The organism is Pseudomonas sp. GW821-FHT02A11, assembly GCF_059421985.1.
The window spans coordinates 64,506-82,487 of record NZ_JBWKWB010000009.1; the positions used below are offsets into that span (position 1 = coordinate 64,506).

Genomic DNA, 17,982 nt, shown 5'->3' on the forward strand with positions numbered 1-17,982 from the left:
CATTCGTCAAATCTGGAACTACAACGCCGGCGTCCAGGTCACGCCAAACATCCACGTCCGGCCCTCTTCGCGATACCCGTAATTGCTGCCGTCGAAGCTATACAACGCGCGGCTGTAGCGTTGATCCAGAGCGTTATCCAGCTTGAATTCCAGCCTCAACTCATCGCTGGCCTTCCAGCTGCTGCGCAGGCCGAACAGCCCATAACCGCCGATAGGCTGGGTGTTCGCCTCGTCGTTGTAGCTGTCGCTCACTGCCTGCCAGCTCGCGCCGATGCCCAGGCGGTCGAACTGGCGATCGAGGTCCAGATTCACGGTCCGGCGGGCACGGCGGTTCAGTGTGTGGCCGGTGTCGTGGTCGCGCGGGTCGATGAGCGAAGCGCCGAGTTTGCCTGTCCAGCCGAACAGTTGCTGTTCCAGCGACGCTTCGAAACCGTTGATCCGCGCCGAACCGATGTTCTGCGGACGGAAATCGCTGTCTAGGGCGATGGCGTCCTCGAGATCCGTGCGATACAGCGACGCTTCCAGTTTGCTGGTCTCGCTCAAGCGGCTGCGCCATTGCACCTCGTAGCTTTTCGAGTGCTCGGGCTTCAGATTCGGGTTGCTGAAGCCTGGGTAATACAGATCGTTGAACGTCGGCGCACGGAAGCCTTCGCTGTAGGAAAACAGCACATCGTTGGCGTCGTTGAGCGGGATTGTCAGCGCGCCGCTCCAGGTGTTCTGACTGCCGAATTGCTGGTTCTTGTCATGACGCAGGCCTAGTTCAGTCGAAAAGCGCTCGCCCTTGAAACGGTGCTGAACAAACACGGCGCGGTTCCAGCGGCTGTCTTCATCGAACGTCGTGCTGCTGTTGACGCGATCCTCATACCCATCCGCGCCTAGCATCAGGCTGTTACGGTCGTCCAGAGTCAAGTCGTTCTGCCAGTTCACCGAGTCGCGGTAGGTGTTGAACACGTAGCGGTCGTCGCTGAGCTTGTCAGCGGTCTTTTCGCGGTTCTCGCTATGCCCCAGTTCGAGGCGGGTTTTCCAGCGTTCGTTGATGCGTGCGTCCAGATACGTGCCCAGGCTGCTCAGCTCGAAGTCGCTGTATTGCTGCTGGCCCACGCTGTTGAACGTGACCGGATCGAACAGGCCGAACGGGTTGTCGAGCTCGGTCTTGCCCTTGTTATCCAGCGCGTTGAAGCCGATTTCCACGTCGTCGCTCAGCCAGTGGCTCAAGTTCAGGCTGTAGGACGTGTTGCGATAGGCATCGTGGTCGGCATCGCTGGCGAAGGACGGTCCGGTGCGATCGATGCCGTCGGTCTCGTCGAGGCTGGTGCTGAGGTTGAAATGCGTCTGGGTGTCGCCACCCGAGAGGCCAAGGCTGTTTTGCGTCGTGCCACGATTGCCGAAACCGGTGTGCAGTCTCGCTTGCAGGCCTTGCTCGGCGCCGCGTCGAGTAAATATCTGGATCACGCCGCCAATGGCATCAGCGCCGTAAACCACCGAGCGCGAGCCGCGCAGCACTTCCACACGCTCGACCTGATCGACGTTGAGGTACTGCAGGGCGCTGTCGGCGGAGGTCGCGTTGGCGATGCGCTGGCCGTCGACCAGTACCAGACTCTGCGCAGCCTTGGTCCCGCGAATGTAAATCCCTGGCAGACTGCCTCGCCCGCCGCTCGGCGCCACCTGCACGCCGGGCACCCGGTTGAGCAGGTCGGTGACGCTGGTCGGTTGCAGGCGTTCGATGTCTGCGCGGGTAAAGACTGTGTTGGCGGCAGTGCTGGCATCGCGCCGCTCGACCTGACGGTTGGCGCTGATGAGTACGTCGGGGAGTTTCAGGGCATTTTCGCGATCAGGGAGATCGGCGAAGGCCTGGGCGGATGGCAGCAGGGATAGAAGGAGGGCGACGCGAGAGAAATTCATGTCATTTCGAGGGCAAAGTCTGTGGGAGCGAATTCATTCGCGAGAGGCCGTTACAAGCGACGCATCTCCATCGGCAGAGATACCGTATCGCGAATGAATTCGCTCCCACAGATCATCTGGCATCCCTGAATTAGCAGGCCGTTAGATGACCGGGGAACGTATGGCGTTTAGATCTTTGCCAGACGCGCAGTGATCGACGCTTCAATCCCATCCGCATCCAACCCGCATTCCGCGAGCATCTGGGTGGGTTTCGCGTGTTCGACATAGCTGTCCGGCAGGCCCAGGTGCAGCACTGACTTCAGAGTGTTTTCCCGCGCGAGGTACTCGCTGACCGCCGCGCCCGCACCACCCATGATGGCGTTTTCTTCGAGGGTCACCAGCAGGTCGTGGCTGGCGGCCATTTCGCTGACCAATGCCTCGTCCAGTGGTTTGACGAAGCGCATGTCGACCACCGTAGCGTCGAGCTTCTCAGCGACTTTCAGCGCATCGGCCAGTTGCACGCCGAACACCAGCATCGCGACTTTGCTGCCCTGACGACGAACGATGCCCTTACCGATTTCCAGCGGCTCCAGACTGTCGTCGATCATGGCGTTCGGGCCGGTGCCACGCGGGTAGCGCACAGCGGCGGGGCCATTGAACAGGTGACCGGTGGTGAGCATTCGGCGTAGTTCGTTCTCGTCGCTGGGCGTCATCACCAGCATGCCAGGGATGCAGCGCAGGTACGAAAGATCGAAACTGCCGGCGTGGGTCGGACCGTCTTCGCCCACCAGACCGGCGCGGTCGATGGCGAACAGCACGTCGAGGTTCTGCACCGCGACGTCGTGAATCAGCTGGTCATAGCCGCGCTGCAGGAAGGTCGAATAAATCGCCACCACCGGCTTGCTGCCTTCGCAGGCCATGCCCGCGGCCAGCGTCACCGCGTGCTGCTCGGCAATGGCGACGTCGAAGTAACGCTCGGGAAAACGCTCGCTAAATGCGACCAGATCCGAGCCTTCCTTCATGGCCGGGGTGATGCCGACCAGACGCTCGTCAGCGGCCGCCATGTCGCACAGCCATTGGCCGAATACGCCGGAATATTTCGGGCCGCTGGCCTTTTTCGGCGCGACAGGGGCGTTGACCGGGTCGAGCTTGGTGATCGCGTGATAGCCGATCGGGTCGACCTCGGCAGGGGCGAAACCCTTACCCTTTTTGGTCACTACGTGCAGGAACTGCGGGCCCTTGAGGTCACGCATGTTGCGCAGGGTGGCGATCAGGGTGGGCAGGTCATGACCGTCGATCGGGCCGATATAGTTCCAGCCCAGCTCTTCGAACAGGGTGCCGGGGACCAGCATGCCCTTGGCGTACTCTTCGGTGCGGCGGGCGATTTCCCACGCGCCAGGCAGACGCGACAGCACTTTCTTGCTGCCTTCGCGCATGCTGGCGTAAGTGCGGCTGGAAAGGATCTTGGCCAGGTAATTCGACAACCCGCCGACGTTGCGCGAGATCGACATGTCGTTGTCGTTGAGGATCACCAGCATGTCGGCGTTGACTTCAGGCGCGTGGTTCAACGCCTCGAAGGCCATGCCTGCGGTCAGCGCGCCGTCACCGATCACGGCGATGGCTTTGCGACCGTTGCCTTGCAGGCGATTGGCGACGGCCATGCCCAGCGCGGCGCTGATGGAGGTGCTGGAGTGGCCGACGCCAAAGGTGTCGTACTCGCTCTCGCTGCGGCGCGGGAAAGCGGCCACACCGCCCTTCTGACGCAGGGTCGACATCTGCTCGCGACGACCGGTGAGGATCTTGTGCGGATACGCCTGATGGCCGACGTCCCAGACCAGCCGGTCGTCGGGGGTATCGAAGACGTAGTGCAGGGCCACGGTCAGCTCGATGACGCCAAGCCCGGCACCGAAGTGCCCGCCGGTTTGGCCAACGGTGTAGAGCAGCTCCAGGCGCAGTTCGTCAGCCAGGGCTTCGAGCTCGGCTTCACCTAACCGGCGCAGGCCGTCCGGCGTCGCTGCCTTGTCAAGCAGAGGCGTGGACGGGCGCTCGCGGGGAATCTCTTTGAACGTCGTGGGCATCAGGCGAATCGTTATAAGTAAAAGAGGCGGCAGTTTACCTGATGCTTCGCGAGCTGCCCACGCGAGACAGCAATGCGATGCTCAGGTTGGTCAGGTTTGACCGTGTAGGAGCGCGCTTGCCTGCGGTTGCGTTGATTAGGCGGCATATGTGTGACAGGCCGACAGCAATCGCCGCAACGCCGCCCAGAGCAAGCGCGCTCCTACAGATAGAGTGCGGGAACGCTGATCAGTTGCGGCGCTCGACGATATATCGGGCCAGCGCGCGCAGAGGCTCGGCTGCCGCGTCGAAAGGTCGCAGTGCCACCAGCGCCTGATCGCGCAGTTCCAGCGCGTAATGCTTGGCTTCTTGCAGCCCCAGCAACGCCGGGTAGGTCGGCTTGTCGCGCGCGATGTCGGCGCCCTGGCGCTTGCCCAGGGTCGCGGTATCGCTTTCGACGTCGAGAATGTCGTCCTGCACCTGGAACGCCAGGCCGATGGCGCGGGCGTAGATCTGCAGGGAATCGAGCTGCACCTGGCTGGCATGACCGCTGGCCAGGGCGCCGAGCTTGACGCTGGCCTCGATCAGCGCCCCGGTCTTGTGCCGGTGCATGAATTCCAGGGCTTGCTGGTCGAGCTTGAGACCCACCGAACCCAGATCGATGGCCTGACCGCCGACCATGCCGGCAGGCCCAGCGGCGTGGGCGAGGGTGGCGACCATCTTCAGACGTGTCTCGGCGTCCTGCGGGGTCAGCTTGCTGTTGCTCAATACGCTGAAGGCCATGGTTTGCAGGCCGTCACCGGCGAGAATCGCGCAGGCTTCGTCGAAGGCTTTATGGGTGGTGGGCAGGCCGCGACGCAGGTCGTCATCGTCCATGGCCGGCAGATCGTCGTGAACCAGCGAGTAGGCATGGATCAGCTCGACTGCGCAGGCCGCGCCATTGGCGTGCTCGGCATTACCACCCAAGGCTTCACAGGCGGCGTAGACCAACAGCGGGCGCACGCGCTTGCCGCCGTTGGTGACGCTGTAGCCCATGGCCTGGTACAGGCGGGTCAATTCAGGTGAGGGGGCGTTGAACAGGGTTTCCAGTGCCGCATTGACGCGGGCCTGACTGAGGGCCAGGTACTCGGCGATCATTCTGGCTGTTCCGCGTCAAAGGGTTCCTCGGCCAGATCGCCATCGCGTTCCAGCAAGACCTGCACCTTCTGTTCGGCCTGCGCCAGCGCGCTCTGACACTCGCGGGTCAGGCGGATGCCTTGTTCGAAGGCGGTCAACGAGTCTTCCAGCGACAGCTCGCCGTTCTCCAGACGCTCGACCAGCGTTTGCAAATCCGTGAGGGACTGTTCGAAATCCAGTGCAGCTTTCTTGCGGGCCATGGCGGCTATCCCGGTAGACGGTAAACCGGCAGGACACTAGCAGAGCGAAGGCATTGGGGCAAATGAGAGGTGCCGGGCCGGTCGGTATTGAGGTAGTCGACATGCTCACAGATCCACCGCATGCGCTGAACCTGTGTGAGCTGTGGAGGTTGCGACAGTAGCGAAAGCGGTTTGTCTGACTCACCGGTTTCGCTGCTGTCGAACCTGCGACGTCTTCTCCAGGTCACCCTGAGATCAATTCGGGGCCGTCGGTCAATTATCCCGCGGGCAATCCTGGGCGATGGTCTTGTAGTCCACGGCCTGCTTGTTGCCCATTGAGTCGAGGTAGGTCAGGCGCGCCTTGACGATGCCGCAGGCGGAAGAGCTTTCGTCGACCGACAACACTTTGGCGATGTCCAGGTGGTCGCCGTACATGTAGTTCTGCGCTTTGACTTCAGAGGCATTGGCAGCGACAGCGCCCAGGCTCAGGGCGGCAAACAGGGAAGCGATGCTGAGGTTTTTCCAGTTCATGGCGTTGACTCCGTACGTTAAGGGGGATCGGTTGAGACCGCTGTGTGCTGTCTCGATGGGTCCCATTTAACGCGCTTCCCGTATCCCGGATGTGTCCAGCAACCGGGTGATACGAATCCCTGCGTATCCACCCGGCAGGTAGATACACAGCGATACATTTGCCTGGAAATAACCTCTCGCAACTGCCCGAAAGCCAAGGCTCTCGGGGCCTGCGCCTTACAGATGAGTGAATACGGCTTCGTGGGACAGGCGCGATTTCGGCAGCTTGGCGTTGAAATCCGTCTCGCTGCGGTAACCCAGTGAAACGATTACAAGGCTGGTGAAGCCCTTTTCACGCAGGCCCAGCTCGGCGTCGAGCTTCTTGAAGTCAAAGCCTTCCATTGGCGTTGCATCCAGACCCAACGACGCCGCGCCCAGCAGCAGGGTGCCGAGGGCCAGGTACGTCTGCTTTTCCATCCAGTGCTGCACGTCTTTCAAATCATGCTTGTGCAGGTTCACGTAGCCGCGACGGCTGTTGTTCTGCCCGGCCTTGGCGTCGGCATTGGCGAAACGCCCATCCTGTTCTTCCTGGGCCAGTACGGCCTGCAGGTGCTCTTCGGTCATTTCCGTGCGGGTGCACAGCACGATCACGTGCGAGGCATTGCGAATCTTCGCTTCGTTGTAAGCAAATGCGCCTTCCGCGCCCTTGGCTACGCGCGCTTTGCCTTGCTCGTCAGAGGCGACGATGAAATGCCACGGCTGCGAATTCACCGACGACGGGCTGTGACGCAGTTGGTCCAGCAGGGTGTCGATGGTTTCCTGTGGGATGGTGCGGCTGCTGTCGTAAGCCTTGGTGGTGTAGCGGGATTTTGCGAGTGCGGTGAGTTGCATGAAACGCTCCTGAGTCATAAAGGGCTGAAAAATACTGGGCGCAATCGAATGCCAGCGCCGCAAAGGGCGCCGATCTTCACATGCAGCCTGTTGGTTGAACAGTGGGTTCAGAACCCTTCGAGCACGATCTTCCCGCGGGCCTTGCCGCTCTCGATCACTGCATGAGCGCGACGCAGGTTTTCGGCGTTGATGGTGCCGAAATGCTCGCCCAGGGTGGTCTTCAAAACGCCTTGGTCGATCAGGCTGGAGACGCGGTTGAGCAATTCGTGCTGGGCGATCATGTCCGGGGTTTCATACAGCGAACGGGTGAACATCAGCTCCCAGTGCAGCGACAGCGCCTTGCGCTTCATCGGCACCACGTCGAGGGTTTTCGGGTCGTCGATCAGTGCCAGTTGGCCTTGTGGGCGCAGGGCGTCGATCAGTTGCGCGAAGTAGCTGTCGGTGTGGGTCAGGCTTGCGACATGGCTGACCTGGCCGACACCGATTTGCTCTAGTTGCGCCACCAGCGGCTGGCTGTGGTCGATCACGTGGTGGGCGCCGAGGCCTTTGACCCATTCGGCGGTTTCCGGGCGCGAGGCGGTGCCGATCACGGTGAGTTTGGTCAATTGACGGGCCAGCTGTACGAGGATCGAACCCACGCCTCCCCCGGCGCCGATGATCAGCAGGCTGTCGCTTTCGCCCGCGCCTTCCTTGACGCCCAGGCGATCGAAGAGCAATTCCCAGGCGGTGATCGACGTCAGCGGCAGCGCGGCAGCGTGGGCGTTGTCGATGGACTCGGGCTTGCGGCCAACGATGCGCTCGTCCACCACATGAAATTCGCTGTAGTTGCCGGGGCGGGCGATGGAGCCTGCGTAGAACACTTCGTCGCCCGCCTTGAACAGCGTGACGTCGCTGCCGGTTTCACGCACCACGCCAACGGCGTCCCAACCCACTACCTTTGGTTCGGTGGCAGCCGAGCCTGCGCGGATTTTGGTGTCCACGGGGTTCACCGAAATCGCCCGCACTTCGACCAGCAGATCCCGAGGGCCAGGGGTCGGTTTGGGCAAATCCATGTCCATCAGCGATTTAGGATCGTCGATGGGCAGGCCGTGTTGGGTGAAGGCGATGGCTTTCATGGCGTTCTCTCTAAAGTGATGAAGGCGATTTGTTCAGGAGTCGCGGCTATCTTGTTCTTCTCCGTCGACAAGAAAAACCCGCACAATGCGCCAACACTTTCACAGCTGGAGTGAAAATGATCCGCATCGATGACCTGACCCTGTTCGTTCGGACCGCCGCATTGGGCAGTTTCTCCAACGCCGCGAGGGAAGTGGACTTGCTGCCGGGACAGGTCGCGGCGGCGATCAAGCGCCTGGAGCGCGAGCTGGACATCCGCCTGTTCGCTCGCTCCACTCGCAGCCTGCGGCTGACCGCCGAGGGCGAGCAATACCTGCCCACCGCCCAGACCGTCCTCGATACCTTGCGCGATGGCCGTGAAAAGCTGCGCCGCGAAAGCGCCGAACTGCAAGGCACGCTGCAGGTGGCGATGCCTTCGGATCTGGGGCGCAACGTGATGCTCGAATGGCTGACCGAATTTCGCCGCCAGCACCCGGCGCTGAACCTGCGGTTGTTTGTGTCCGATCAGGTGGCCGACATGTTTCGCGACCCCGTGGATGTAGCGATTCGCAGCGGCGTGATCGAAGACGCCAACTACATCGCCCTGCCGCTGGCGCCTTGGAATCGTCGCGTATTGGTGGCATCGCCCGACTATCTGGCGCGCAAGGGACGGCCGTCCGAGTCGGACGATTTGCTGCGTCACGACTGCCTGCAATACATCCTCAACGGCCGCGTTTACGACAAATGGCCGTTGGGCGGGCGCGTGTTCACCGTGACGGGGCCATTGCTGACGGATGATGCTGATCTGGTGCGGCGCTGGGCCGTGGCGGGCGAGGGGATTGCTTATAAATCCTGGGTCGATGTGCGCGACGATGTGCTCGCCGGGCGTCTGGAACTGCTGCTCCCCGACTACCCCGGCGAACCTGCCCCGCTGAATCTGGTGTACCCGCACCGCAAGCAGTTTTCGCCGGCGGTGCAGCAGTTGCATTCGATGCTCAAGAGCCGGTTTGTCGAGATGGAGAAGGGGTTGCCCAAGTTGCTGTGATGGCTTGCGCAACTTCGGTGTGTACGCCTGCCCCTGTAGCAGCCCGGCTTGCCGGCGGCAGCGGTCTTTCGGGGCCCACCGCCGGCAAGCCGGACTGCTACAGGGATTTGAAACGGTTTCTTCTGCCATCGCCGTACGCGATGGCAGGCTCGCCAATGCCTGATATACGCCTCGTTGCAGCACTCCTACCATCGGTCGCACATGACCCCTCGCTATTGGCGAAATGAAGGAGAGCCCATGAAACACTTTCGAATCGGCCAGATCGTTCCCAGCTCCAATACCACCATGGAAACCGAAATTCCGGCGATGCTGACCTCGCGTTACGGTCTTTTTCCCGAAGAGCGTTTCACCTTCCACTCCTCGCGCATGCGCATGATGCACGTCAGCCCCGAGGAGCTGAAAAAGATGGACATCGACAGCGACCGTTGCGCGCTGGAACTGAGCGATGCGCGGGTCGATGTCATGGCGTACGCGTGTCTGGTGGCGATCATGTGTCAGGGCGCGGGCTACCACAAAGTCTCCCAAGAGCGTCTGGGCAAGACCGTGGCAGGCAACAAATCCAACGCCCCGGTGTTGAGTTCGGCCGGTGCGCTGATCGACAGCCTGAACCTGCTCAACTACAAAAAGGTTTCGATCATCACCCCGTACATGAAGCCGCTGACCCAGCAGGTCATCGACTACATCGAAGCGGCCGGCATCGAAGTGGTCGACTCGATCAGCCTGGAAGTGTCTGACAACCTCGAAGTCGGTCGTCTGGACCCGATGAATCTGGTGGCCCACGCCGACAGGTTGAACATCGGACAGGCCGATGGCGTGGTGCTGTCGTGCTGCGTGCAGATGCCGTCGCTGCCGGCAATTCAGGTCGTACAGGATCGTCTCGACAAGCCCGTGCTGTCGGCTTCGGTCGCCACTGTTTACCAGATGCTGAAAACCCTCGGCCTGAAAGCTCAGGTGCCCAACGCCGGTCATCTGCTGTCCGGGCAGTTCTGAGGCCATGCCTGACGAGGTACTATGGCGGCCATTCTGGCCCGCACGCCCGGTACCTCACATGAAGCTCGATCCTGTCTCGCTGCGCCTTTTCGTCAGTGTCGTCGAAGAAGGCACCATCGCTGCCGCCGCCAAGCGCGAACACATCGCAGCGGCAGCGGTGAGCAAGCGGCTCAGCGAGCTGGAAGAGCTGCTCGATTCGCCACTGCTCAATCGCACCAACAAAGGCATCACGCCGACCGACGCGGGGCTCTCGCTGTTGTTCATGGCCCGCAGTGCGCTGAACAACCTCAACGAGATCGTCGTGCAGATGCGCGATTACTCCCATGGGCGTCGCGGGTCGGTGCAGGTGCTGGCCAATATCTCGGCCATCACCCAGTTCATGCCGGGGCTGATCAAGTCGTTCATGACGCTCTACCCGCTGATCAACGTCAGCCTGGAAGAACAGCAAAGCCTGGCGATCACCAAAGCCGTGGCGGAAAACCGCGCCGACATCGGCATTTTCACGCGCCTGCCCCATGGCGCGGACATCGAAGTCTTCCCCTTTCGCAGCGACCGGCTGGTGCTGCTGGTACCCAACGATCACCTGCTGGCGGGGCGCGAGTCGATCAGCTTCAACGAAACCCTCGACCATGAATACGTCACCCTGCGCAGCGGCACGCACCTGAATTTCCAGCTGATCAAGGCCGCCAACGATCTGGGTCGCTCCCTGAAAATCCGCATGGAAGTCTCAAGCTACGACGCGCTGTGCCTGATGGTTCAGGCGGGGGTCGGCATCGGCATCATGCCCGAGGGCAGTGTCGGGATTTACAAAATGGACGGCGCCTGTGCCGTGCGCTTGAACGACGACTGGGCCAGTCGCGAACTTAGCGTGTGCGTGAGGTCGCGAGCGGGGTTGTCGATGGCGGCGGGGTTGTTTCTGGAGCATGTGCTGGGCACTTAAGCGCCGGACCGGGTGCATGCAAGACCCCTTTGCGGTCAGTTGTTGAACGGCTTGATCGAAAAACCAGGAGCCCCGAAGGGCGCCTGTCAAAACGCCGAATACCTCACATCGCCGTGCGGAAAATTTCTTCGATCTGCGCCTGACTCGCCGGGCGCGGGTTGGTGAAGCCGCAGGCATCCTTCATGGCGTTGGCCGCCAGGGTCGGGATGTCATCGGCCTTGGCGCCCAGTTCGGCGAGGCCGCCCGGGATGCCGATGTCGGCCGACAGTCGACGGATGGCCGCAATGGCGGCTGCCGCACCTTGTTCGTTGTCCAGGCGCTGGGTGTCGAGGCCCATGGCGCTGGCCACGTCTTTCAGGCGAGCGGGGCAGACGCTGGCGTTGAAACTCTCCACATGGGGTAACAACACGGCATTGCAGACGCCGTGGGGCAGGTCGTAAAAACCGCCCAACTGATGCGCCATCGCATGCACATACCCCAACGACGCGTTGTTGAAGGCCATGCCCGCGAGAAACTGCGCATAGGCCATGTTCTCCCGCGCCGGCATGTCGTTGCCGTCGGCCACGGCCGTGCGCAGGTTGGCGGAAATCAGCTCCACCGCCTTGAGTGCGCAGGCGTCGGTGATCGGCGTGGCGGCGATGGATACGTAGGCTTCGATGGCGTGGGTCAGTGCATCCATGCCCGTGGCCGCTGTCAGACCTTTCGGCATCGCCGCCATCAGGGAGGGATCGTTCACCGACAGAAGCGGGGTGACGTTGCGGTCGACAATGGCCATTTTCACGTGGCGCGTTTCGTCGGTGATGATGCAGAAACGCGTCATCTCACTCGCGGTCCCTGCGGTCGTGTTGATCGCGATCAGAGGCAGTTGCGGCCTGGCGGACTGGTCGACCCCTTCGTAATCACTGATTTCGCCGCCGTTCGCAGCCACCAGCGCGATGCCCTTGGCGCAGTCATGGGGCGAACCACCCCCCAGGGAAATGATGAAATCGGCACCACTGGCCTTGAGCTTGAGCAAGCCGTTTTCCACGTTGCTTACGGTCGGGTTCGGCTTGGCGCCATCGAAGATCGTCGCGTTGATGTCCTGCTGCTGCAGAAGCCCGGCCACCTTGTCGGCAACTCCGGCCTTGGCCAACCCGGCGTCGGTCACGATCAACGCATGACGAAAACCGTATTTGCGAATCGCATCCACCGCCTCACCGAGACTGCCGATGCCCATCATGTTTACCGACGGAATGAAAAACGTGCTGCTCATTGATTAATCCTCTTCTTATGGTTATTTGGCCGAAGGGCCAGAGGTGCACTCATCAAGTGAGGTTCATCCTAGGAGCAACGCGAGGGGGGCTAAATGGTTCTTTAGGGGGCGGGGGTGGGGGTCTTTGGTCGTAGTGGCGGTTTGGGTGTCGTTGCAAATGGGTAAATTTGGCAACACAAGCCCAGACAGCTCGCTGGTCCTCGCAGCGCTGACCGGTTAAGGTTCTGACACCCGAAACGCAACCAACGCAAGGCGGCCCCAATTTCATGTTCGAAGGAAGCCCTTCTTGTGTTCTGCTCGTTCAGAAGGACCTTCGTGTGAATCAGCAGGATCTAACAAATTTCATTTTGAGCGTGGCCGATGGGCTGTCTGACGACTTCAAACAAGTTGAGGTTGGTTGCATCGCTTTGAGCACTGCAGCGGTCAGTGGCCAGAACGAGCATTGGGGCGGCTTATGACCCTTGAGCGCAACGCTGACTACCTTGCCAGCCTTGTCCGAGAGTTGTGTAAGCTCCCAGCCGAAACACCTTGGCTAGAGTTCAAGCACAACAACGCGGACCCGCAGGAAATAGTCTTTTGAGCCCACGCCTTCATTTTCGATTCCATACCTTTGCAGTCGACGGTAATCCTCTGGTTTTGCTTGAAATCCCGAGTGCCTATGGAAAGCCAACGACGTTCGAAGGCCGTGAACTGATACGGATCGGTTCGAATAAGAAGCCCCTCAAAGACTTCCCTGAGCAGGAGCGAGCACTTTGGAGAGTATTTGACCAAACACCCTTTGAGGAGCTGTCAGCTGCGAGCAATCTGGATGCTGCTGAGGCCCTGGCCCTCCTTGACTATCTGCGTACATCCAGCTGTTGGGACTGCCCTTGCCCGCGGACCAGAACCTCGTTCATGCGCCGGGTAGGTATCTGCGAGGAACGTGGCAGCGGTGTGGACAAGGTGGTTTCCGAGACAGAACTCTTCCAGTTACCGCCACCTCGCTGGGAGCGGCCTGTAGGGTCGTTACGGGTCGTTCTCTTCGCTCACAGGGCCCTTAAAGATATGGACAGACAGGAGCGGGTTTATGCCTGCTATCTGCATGCTTGCCTGCGATATGTGCTTCGTGACCCTATGACCAACACGACGCTCCGCGAGCGGTTTGGCATCGATGCCAAGAACAGTGCGATGGCTTCCCGGATCATTCGTGATGCGAAGGAAGCAGAAGTGATCAAGCCCTATGAAGAAGGCCAGTCAAATAAAACCTCGCGCTATTTACCCTACTGGGCCTAAGACACGGTGTATTTGACTGGTATTTGACTGGGACGTCTTTTGTCTCATCAGTCTGTAGCTCCCAAGGCCCTGAATAGGGCTTCTTGAGGCCCTTGGCTCCGCGATTTTTGTTTGACGGGTATTTGACTGGAGACGTGGTCAGCTATCAAAAAGGCGCGAGGCTCGGTCCTTGTCACTTCAAACCGAGGGAGGTGCTCGCCCGCCCTTGCAACAGGCGAGTATCAGTGGGCGGCTGAGCGTTACGCGTTAGCCCGCAAAGCCCTCACCGACTCCTCGGCATTCGCCTTCCTCGCCATTTCCGCCACTTCTTTGGCCACGATGGTCTTGCCGATCGGTGCCAGTGCGACGCCGGCCAGTTTCAGGTGTTGAATCCCGAACGGGATGCCGATGATGGTGATGAAGCACAGGAGCGCGGACATTACGTGCCCAAGCGCCAGCCAGAAACCGCCGAAGATGAACCAGACGATGTTGCCCAGCAGGCCAAGGCCGCCGGTGCCGATGTCGTCTTTCTGGTGCAGTTCTTTGCGGCTGATGGCTTCTTTGCCGAAGGGGAAGAAGGAGAACTGGCCGATCACGAAACAGGCTCTGCCCCACGGGATGCCGATGATGGTGACAAAAGCGATGATCCCGACGAGCCACCAGGCCAGGCCCATGAAGATTCCGCCGAGGATGAACCACAGAAAATTACCGATAGCGCGCATCGTTTACTCCTTGCTTTGAATGTTCGTTCCATTGAGGTGCTGCGTAGTGGCGCGGATGGTAGCACCGTACCGTTCGTCGGGTAAGCCTGTTGAGCTATTTGCCAGTTGAGGCATGGGTTAAAGCCGCCGATGGCTCAACAGCCTCTGGGCAATTTCGTCGGTCTCGGCCACTGACAGCTCGCGCACTTCGCCAAAATCGGTGCCTCCGCCAGGCAATGTGCCGGCGACGTGAAAGTGCACGTGGCTGATGGCCTGGCCGGCCGGCACGCCGTTGTTCTGCCACACGGCGATGCCGGGTTTGGCGTAGGCCTCTTCGATCAGGATGGCGGCGTTGCGCACTTCGATGGCGACGGCGGCGATTTCGTGCTCGGTCATTTCCAGCAACGAGGGCATGTGCCGCAGGGGCAGCACCAGCAGATGCGGGTGGCCGCGTTGTTCGCGGGTGACGAAGGTTGCGGTGTCGGCGGTTCGCGACAGGATGGTGTAGGGCCGCTCGCCTTTAAGGTACGCGCAGAAGGCGCAGCTGTGGTTGTCGGGCAGGTCGATGCTGGTTTTCTGGCTCATGAGGACCTCAGCGACGACAGAAACGACTGCAATTCCAGCCGGTCCAGGCGGTTGTAGTCATCGGGGCGCACGACGATGCGCAACTCGTCGCAGATTTTCGAGCCTCGTGAGGCGAACATGAACGACAGCAGCGTGAAGCGAATGGCGTCTTGCGCAGGCAACAGGTTCGAGAGACGCGCCTGGCCGCCGCCGATGACCGGGATCGAAACCGTCCCGCCATTGGCCCGTATCGAGACTTCGGCCCACAGCGCCAGCAGGCTTTTCCACACTTTGTCGGGCGTGGAGCGCGCGACGTTGAGGGCGTCCAGTTTGCAGTAGGCGAGGAAGAAGATCAGGCGATGGGCATGCTTGACCGTCGCCACCGAGCCCACGCCGTACTGCGCCTGTTTTCCCGCCTTGACCAGCGTACCGATGACCGGTTTGTTGGCCAGCGCCTGATCCAGATGCGCATCGAGCTGCTTGAGGTCGCCGCCATACAGCACCTGCAGCGCCTGACCTTGCAGGCTGGAGGTGGCGATGATGTTCGGGGTTTCGGTGTCGAAAGTGTCATTGATGCCGATGACCAGATGCCCGGTTTCTTCGAGGATGTTGCCGGGGACGATGCTGATTCGCGTTTTCGGCGCGTTGTAGTCTTCCGCAATCGGTCGTGGCCACGACCAGATGATCGCGCCGAACGCCGATAACACGATGATTCCCGCCAGCACGCCATACCCCTCCAGCAGATGGCTGTCGGGGTTGGCGGCGTTGAATGTTTGCATGGCTGTGGACAGCGCGCCCAGACAGGCAAGCAGCGTCATCAGGAAGTGGCGCCAAAAGCGCCAAGTCTTCATGTCCTGAAGGATGGCTTTCACAGGCCCAGGCTCGTGTAGGTCTTGTCGCCGTACTGATGACTGCCTCGCTTGTCGCTTCCTGCGTAGCTGCTGGCGTAGTTGTCGAGGGCGTGCTGGATGATCTTCGGCTGGAAGGAGACAGACGCGGTGAAGTGACTGGCGTCGATGATCGGCTTGGGAATGTTGGCGTTGACGATCGTGCGGGTCTGGCAGAGATTGGCGATCACGATGGGCAAGTCGAGTTCGAGGATGACTTCAATTTCATACGCCAGAAATGAGTCTCCGTCGCCGCCCTTGCGTCTGCAGTCGGGGCTGCCGAGCAGAATGATTTGTTTGGCGTTTTTCAACCGTTCGCGCAAGTTGCGTTTTATCGTCTCGGGCGTACTGGTGTCGCGGGCAATGAACAAGTCATGGGCGTTATAGAAGTTGAAGTCGATATATTCGTGTTCTTTCCAGGCGGTCATCAATCGATAGCAATTGATGTCTTCGCTGGCGAAAGCGATATAGGTCTTGTTGCGATAGCTCATGGGGAAACTCCCTGTATGGAAAGTTATATCGGGCGCTCAATCCATTGATGTCCGGTTTTCTGGGCGCAGGTTCACGCCGCTGTGTTGTGAAGCGCGTATTGGGTGTCGTTTTAGGGGAAGTTAAAAAGCCGGCTTGTGGCCGGCTTCTCGGTGACAGGCTTGGCTAGTTTTTGGCTAACCGCACCCATCCGCAAAAGTGCGCGCTGCAGGCAGGCGCTTGTCAGGCAGACCAGGCAGGTCGCGAAGACGTTACCGGGTCGATCACCCATCGGCGGGTAGCCAAGGGGCGTTGAAACGAAGGCGTGCAGGATACTCACTCTCGCCGGGTCTGCCCAGTCTTGATGCATTGCCATTTGTCTTTTTCCTTATGAATCAGGGCATTGTCGCGGGATGGCGGCGGTTGTTGAGGGTCGACCACCAGAAGATCCATCCCAGCACCTGGATATGTTGCTGCTGGATCTGTTCGGCGCTGAAGATCTCGTCGGGGTACTCGCCCGCGTTGTGGCTGCGCAGGCGCAAACCGCCGCCCGGCAGGCGATAGAGGTATTTCACACGCAGCATGCCGTCGTGTTCGAGGGCGTACATTTCGCCGTCGATGACGTTCACGCGGCCGCGGTCGACGCCGATCAGCGAGCCGTCCTGGATCTTGTCGGCCATGCTGTTGCCGACCATGGCCACGCAGATGGCATTGTGTGGCTCCACGTCCATGGCCTCGAGCACGCGCCGGGCCAGGCGCACCTTCTGGCTGGGCGCTTCGCCGACGGCGGTTTTGCCCGGGTTTTGGGTTTGCAGTTCGGTGTAGAGCGGCATATCCAGTTCTTCGCGGGCGCTTGTGCGTTCGCTTCGCGATCGGGGGGTGCTGTCCACACTGTGTTTGTCGCGGCCTTCTCCGGGGTGCTTGGGGCCCTCGCCGCTGCGCAGCCAGCGGACATTGACGCTCAGCAGTTCGGCGACTTCTTCCATACGCGCCATGGGGATGCCGCGTTTGAACCAGTTGTTCACGTGTTGCGGCGTTACCTTGCGGTTGGCGGCGAAGTCTGTTGCGGAGAGATGGCACTCTCGCAGAAGGACGCGTAGTCGATCACCTGATGTATTCATGGGCCGAAGTTTACGTGTGGTTCAACTTCGTTTAAATGAACGAAGTGTTCAAATGCGCGGGGGATCAAGTTTGTTACGGGGGAGAAGGATGACGACGTTCGAGTGTTTTTGTAGGGGCTTTCCTTGATTGTTGAAGTTTGATCAACAGTGCCCGGCAAGCAAGGCAGCTCGGCGTTTTGAGGGATTGCGAACGCAGATAATCAATTAGCGCGAGAAGAATGGAACAGGCGTTAATTAATTGTTGTGAGAAGAGGTAAGGGGATGTGTCGCGATAAACAGCATGTTTGATGCGCTGCCGTTTTAAACATCCGGTGCGCAAAAAAAAGCGAAAAGAGAGGAGGGGAGCGTGGAGGCCACCTGCGAAGCAGCAAGCGCTTCGCAGGCAGCGAACCGGATCAACCTTTGTAGGCAGCGACCGATTTGGTGATGGCTTCGCGAGCGGCGTCTGCGCCAGCCCAGCCTTCGATCTTGACCCATTTGCCTTTTTCGAGATCTTTGTAGTTCGCGAAGAAGTGCTCGATCTGCTGGATCAGCAGCGGTGGCAGGTCGGTGTATTCCTTCACGTCGACGTACAGCTGGGACAGCTTGTCGTGAGGAACTGCGATGACTTTGGCATCGCCGCCGCCGTCGTCGGTCATGTTCAGCACGCCGACTGGACGGGCGCGGATGACCGAGCCTGGCGCCACCGGGTACGGGGTCACGACCAGCACGTCGAGGGGGTCACCGTCGTCGGCCAGGGTGTTAGGGATGAAACCGTAGTTGGCCGGGTAGAACATCGGGGTGGCCATGAAACGGTCAACGAACAGGCAGTCGCTATCTTTGTCGATTTCGTACTTGATCGGCGCGTGGTTGGCCGGGATTTCGATTGCGACGTAGATGTCGTTCGGCAGGTCTTTGCCGGCCGGAATCTTGCTGTAGCTCATTGGGCTTTGCCCCCTTGGTTGACCATTCAGAATCTGGCGTACGACGCCAAAAAGTG

At 60.4% G+C, this 17,982-nt stretch carries 20 protein-coding genes; 5 read left to right on the top strand and 15 right to left on the bottom strand.

The genetic code is table 11. The annotated features are described in order from the left end of the window. Nucleotides 1-18 precede the first annotated feature (18 nt). The 7 genes from AC07V9_RS15165 to AC07V9_RS15195 all read right to left on the bottom strand — a co-directional run bounded on the left by AC07V9_RS15165 (nt 19) and on the right by AC07V9_RS15195 (nt 7,807). On the bottom strand, nt 19-1,902 hold the full coding sequence (locus AC07V9_RS15165) for a TonB-dependent receptor domain-containing protein (RefSeq protein ID WP_495016491.1): 1,884 nt from the start codon (nt 1,900-1,902) through the stop codon (nt 19-21). Nucleotides 1,903-2,069: 167 nt separating this feature from the next. Then, on the bottom strand, nt 2,070-3,959 hold the full coding sequence (dxs, locus tag AC07V9_RS15170; protein ID WP_495016492.1) for a 1-deoxy-D-xylulose-5-phosphate synthase: 1,890 nt from the start codon (nt 3,957-3,959) through the stop codon (nt 2,070-2,072). Nucleotides 3,960-4,185: 226 nt separating this feature from the next. Beyond that, complete coding sequence (gene ispA / locus AC07V9_RS15175) at nt 4,186-5,073, bottom strand: (2E,6E)-farnesyl diphosphate synthase (protein WP_495016493.1); 888 nt, start codon at nt 5,071-5,073, stop codon at nt 4,186-4,188. Further along, the gene (locus tag AC07V9_RS15180) at nt 5,070-5,312 is read right to left on the bottom strand and encodes an exodeoxyribonuclease VII small subunit (RefSeq protein ID WP_495016494.1); all 243 of its coding nucleotides are present in this window, start codon (nt 5,310-5,312) and stop codon (nt 5,070-5,072) included. Before AC07V9_RS15180 ends, ispA begins: the two co-directional genes overlap by 4 nt. Before the next feature lie 252 nt (nt 5,313-5,564). Next, nucleotides 5,565-5,822: a DUF2790 domain-containing protein gene (locus tag AC07V9_RS15185; RefSeq protein WP_495016495.1), complete on the bottom strand. Its 258-nt coding sequence runs from the start codon at nt 5,820-5,822 to the stop codon at nt 5,565-5,567. 216 nt (nt 5,823-6,038) lie between these two features. Further along, nucleotides 6,039-6,692, bottom strand: coding sequence for an oxygen-insensitive NAD(P)H nitroreductase (nfsB, locus tag AC07V9_RS15190; protein WP_495016496.1), 654 nt, complete (start codon nt 6,690-6,692; stop codon nt 6,039-6,041). Between the two features lie 107 nt (nt 6,693-6,799). Then, nucleotides 6,800-7,807, bottom strand: coding sequence for a zinc-binding alcohol dehydrogenase family protein (locus tag AC07V9_RS15195; RefSeq protein ID WP_495016497.1), 1,008 nt, complete (start codon nt 7,805-7,807; stop codon nt 6,800-6,802). 116 nt (nt 7,808-7,923) lie between these two features. Here AC07V9_RS15195 and AC07V9_RS15200 point away from each other — a divergent pair, with 116 nt between their 5' ends. From AC07V9_RS15200 to AC07V9_RS15210, 3 genes are all read left to right on the top strand, one after another. Continuing rightward, on the top strand, nt 7,924-8,829 hold the full coding sequence (locus AC07V9_RS15200; protein WP_495016498.1) for a LysR family transcriptional regulator: 906 nt from the start codon (nt 7,924-7,926) through the stop codon (nt 8,827-8,829). Nucleotides 8,830-9,066: 237 nt separating this feature from the next. Then, nucleotides 9,067-9,819, top strand: a complete 753-nt coding sequence (locus AC07V9_RS15205; RefSeq protein WP_495016499.1) for a maleate cis-trans isomerase family protein — start codon at nt 9,067-9,069, stop codon at nt 9,817-9,819. 58 nt (nt 9,820-9,877) lie between these two features. Beyond that, a complete protein-coding gene (locus AC07V9_RS15210) occupies nt 9,878-10,759 on the top strand; it encodes a LysR family transcriptional regulator (protein WP_495016500.1) in 882 nt (293 codons plus the stop codon). Nucleotides 10,760-10,862: 103 nt separating this feature from the next. Here AC07V9_RS15210 and yiaY read toward each other — a convergent pair whose 3' ends face one another. Further along, nucleotides 10,863-12,011, bottom strand: coding sequence for an L-threonine dehydrogenase (gene yiaY, locus AC07V9_RS15215; RefSeq protein ID WP_495016501.1), 1,149 nt, complete (start codon nt 12,009-12,011; stop codon nt 10,863-10,865). 317 nt (nt 12,012-12,328) lie between these two features. On the opposite strand from yiaY, the gene AC07V9_RS15220 reads away from it, so the two are divergent. Both AC07V9_RS15220 and AC07V9_RS15225 read left to right on the top strand, forming a co-directional pair. Next, nucleotides 12,329-12,469, top strand: coding sequence for a hypothetical protein (locus tag AC07V9_RS15220; RefSeq protein ID WP_495016502.1), 141 nt, complete (start codon nt 12,329-12,331; stop codon nt 12,467-12,469). Nucleotides 12,470-12,587: 118 nt separating this feature from the next. Continuing rightward, nucleotides 12,588-13,283, top strand: coding sequence for an RNA/DNA-binding domain-containing protein (locus AC07V9_RS15225; protein WP_495016503.1), 696 nt, complete (start codon nt 12,588-12,590; stop codon nt 13,281-13,283). Nucleotides 13,284-13,522: 239 nt separating this feature from the next. On the opposite strand, the gene AC07V9_RS15230 is transcribed toward AC07V9_RS15225, so the two are convergent. The 7 genes from AC07V9_RS15230 to ppa form a co-directional block, all read right to left on the bottom strand. Beyond that, nucleotides 13,523-13,984 carry a YccF domain-containing protein gene (locus AC07V9_RS15230; protein ID WP_495016504.1) on the bottom strand — a complete coding sequence of 154 codons (462 nt, stop codon included), beginning with the start codon at nt 13,982-13,984 and terminating at the stop codon, nt 13,523-13,525. 117 nt (nt 13,985-14,101) lie between these two features. Continuing rightward, nucleotides 14,102-14,548 (bottom strand): HIT family protein, encoded by a 447-nt coding sequence (locus tag AC07V9_RS15235; RefSeq protein ID WP_495016505.1) that lies wholly within the window; start codon nt 14,546-14,548, stop codon nt 14,102-14,104. Next, entirely contained in the window at nt 14,545-15,399 is an 855-nt protein-coding gene (locus AC07V9_RS15240; RefSeq protein WP_495016506.1) for a macro domain-containing protein, read from the bottom strand. Before AC07V9_RS15240 ends, AC07V9_RS15235 begins: the two co-directional genes overlap by 4 nt. Then, complete coding sequence (locus AC07V9_RS15245; RefSeq protein WP_495016507.1) at nt 15,396-15,905, bottom strand: TIR domain-containing protein; 510 nt, start codon at nt 15,903-15,905, stop codon at nt 15,396-15,398. Before AC07V9_RS15245 ends, AC07V9_RS15240 begins: the two co-directional genes overlap by 4 nt. A gap of 110 nt (nt 15,906-16,015) precedes the next feature. Beyond that, the gene (locus AC07V9_RS15250; protein WP_495016508.1) at nt 16,016-16,258 is read right to left on the bottom strand and encodes a hypothetical protein; all 243 of its coding nucleotides are present in this window, start codon (nt 16,256-16,258) and stop codon (nt 16,016-16,018) included. A 19-nt stretch (nt 16,259-16,277) separates the two neighbouring features. Next, nucleotides 16,278-17,003, bottom strand: coding sequence for a LexA family transcriptional regulator (locus tag AC07V9_RS15255; RefSeq protein ID WP_495016509.1), 726 nt, complete (start codon nt 17,001-17,003; stop codon nt 16,278-16,280). A 395-nt stretch (nt 17,004-17,398) separates the two neighbouring features. Beyond that, nucleotides 17,399-17,926 carry an inorganic diphosphatase gene (ppa, locus tag AC07V9_RS15260; protein ID WP_045881121.1) on the bottom strand — a complete coding sequence of 176 codons (528 nt, stop codon included), beginning with the start codon at nt 17,924-17,926 and terminating at the stop codon, nt 17,399-17,401. Nucleotides 17,927-17,982: the final 56 nt, after the last annotated feature.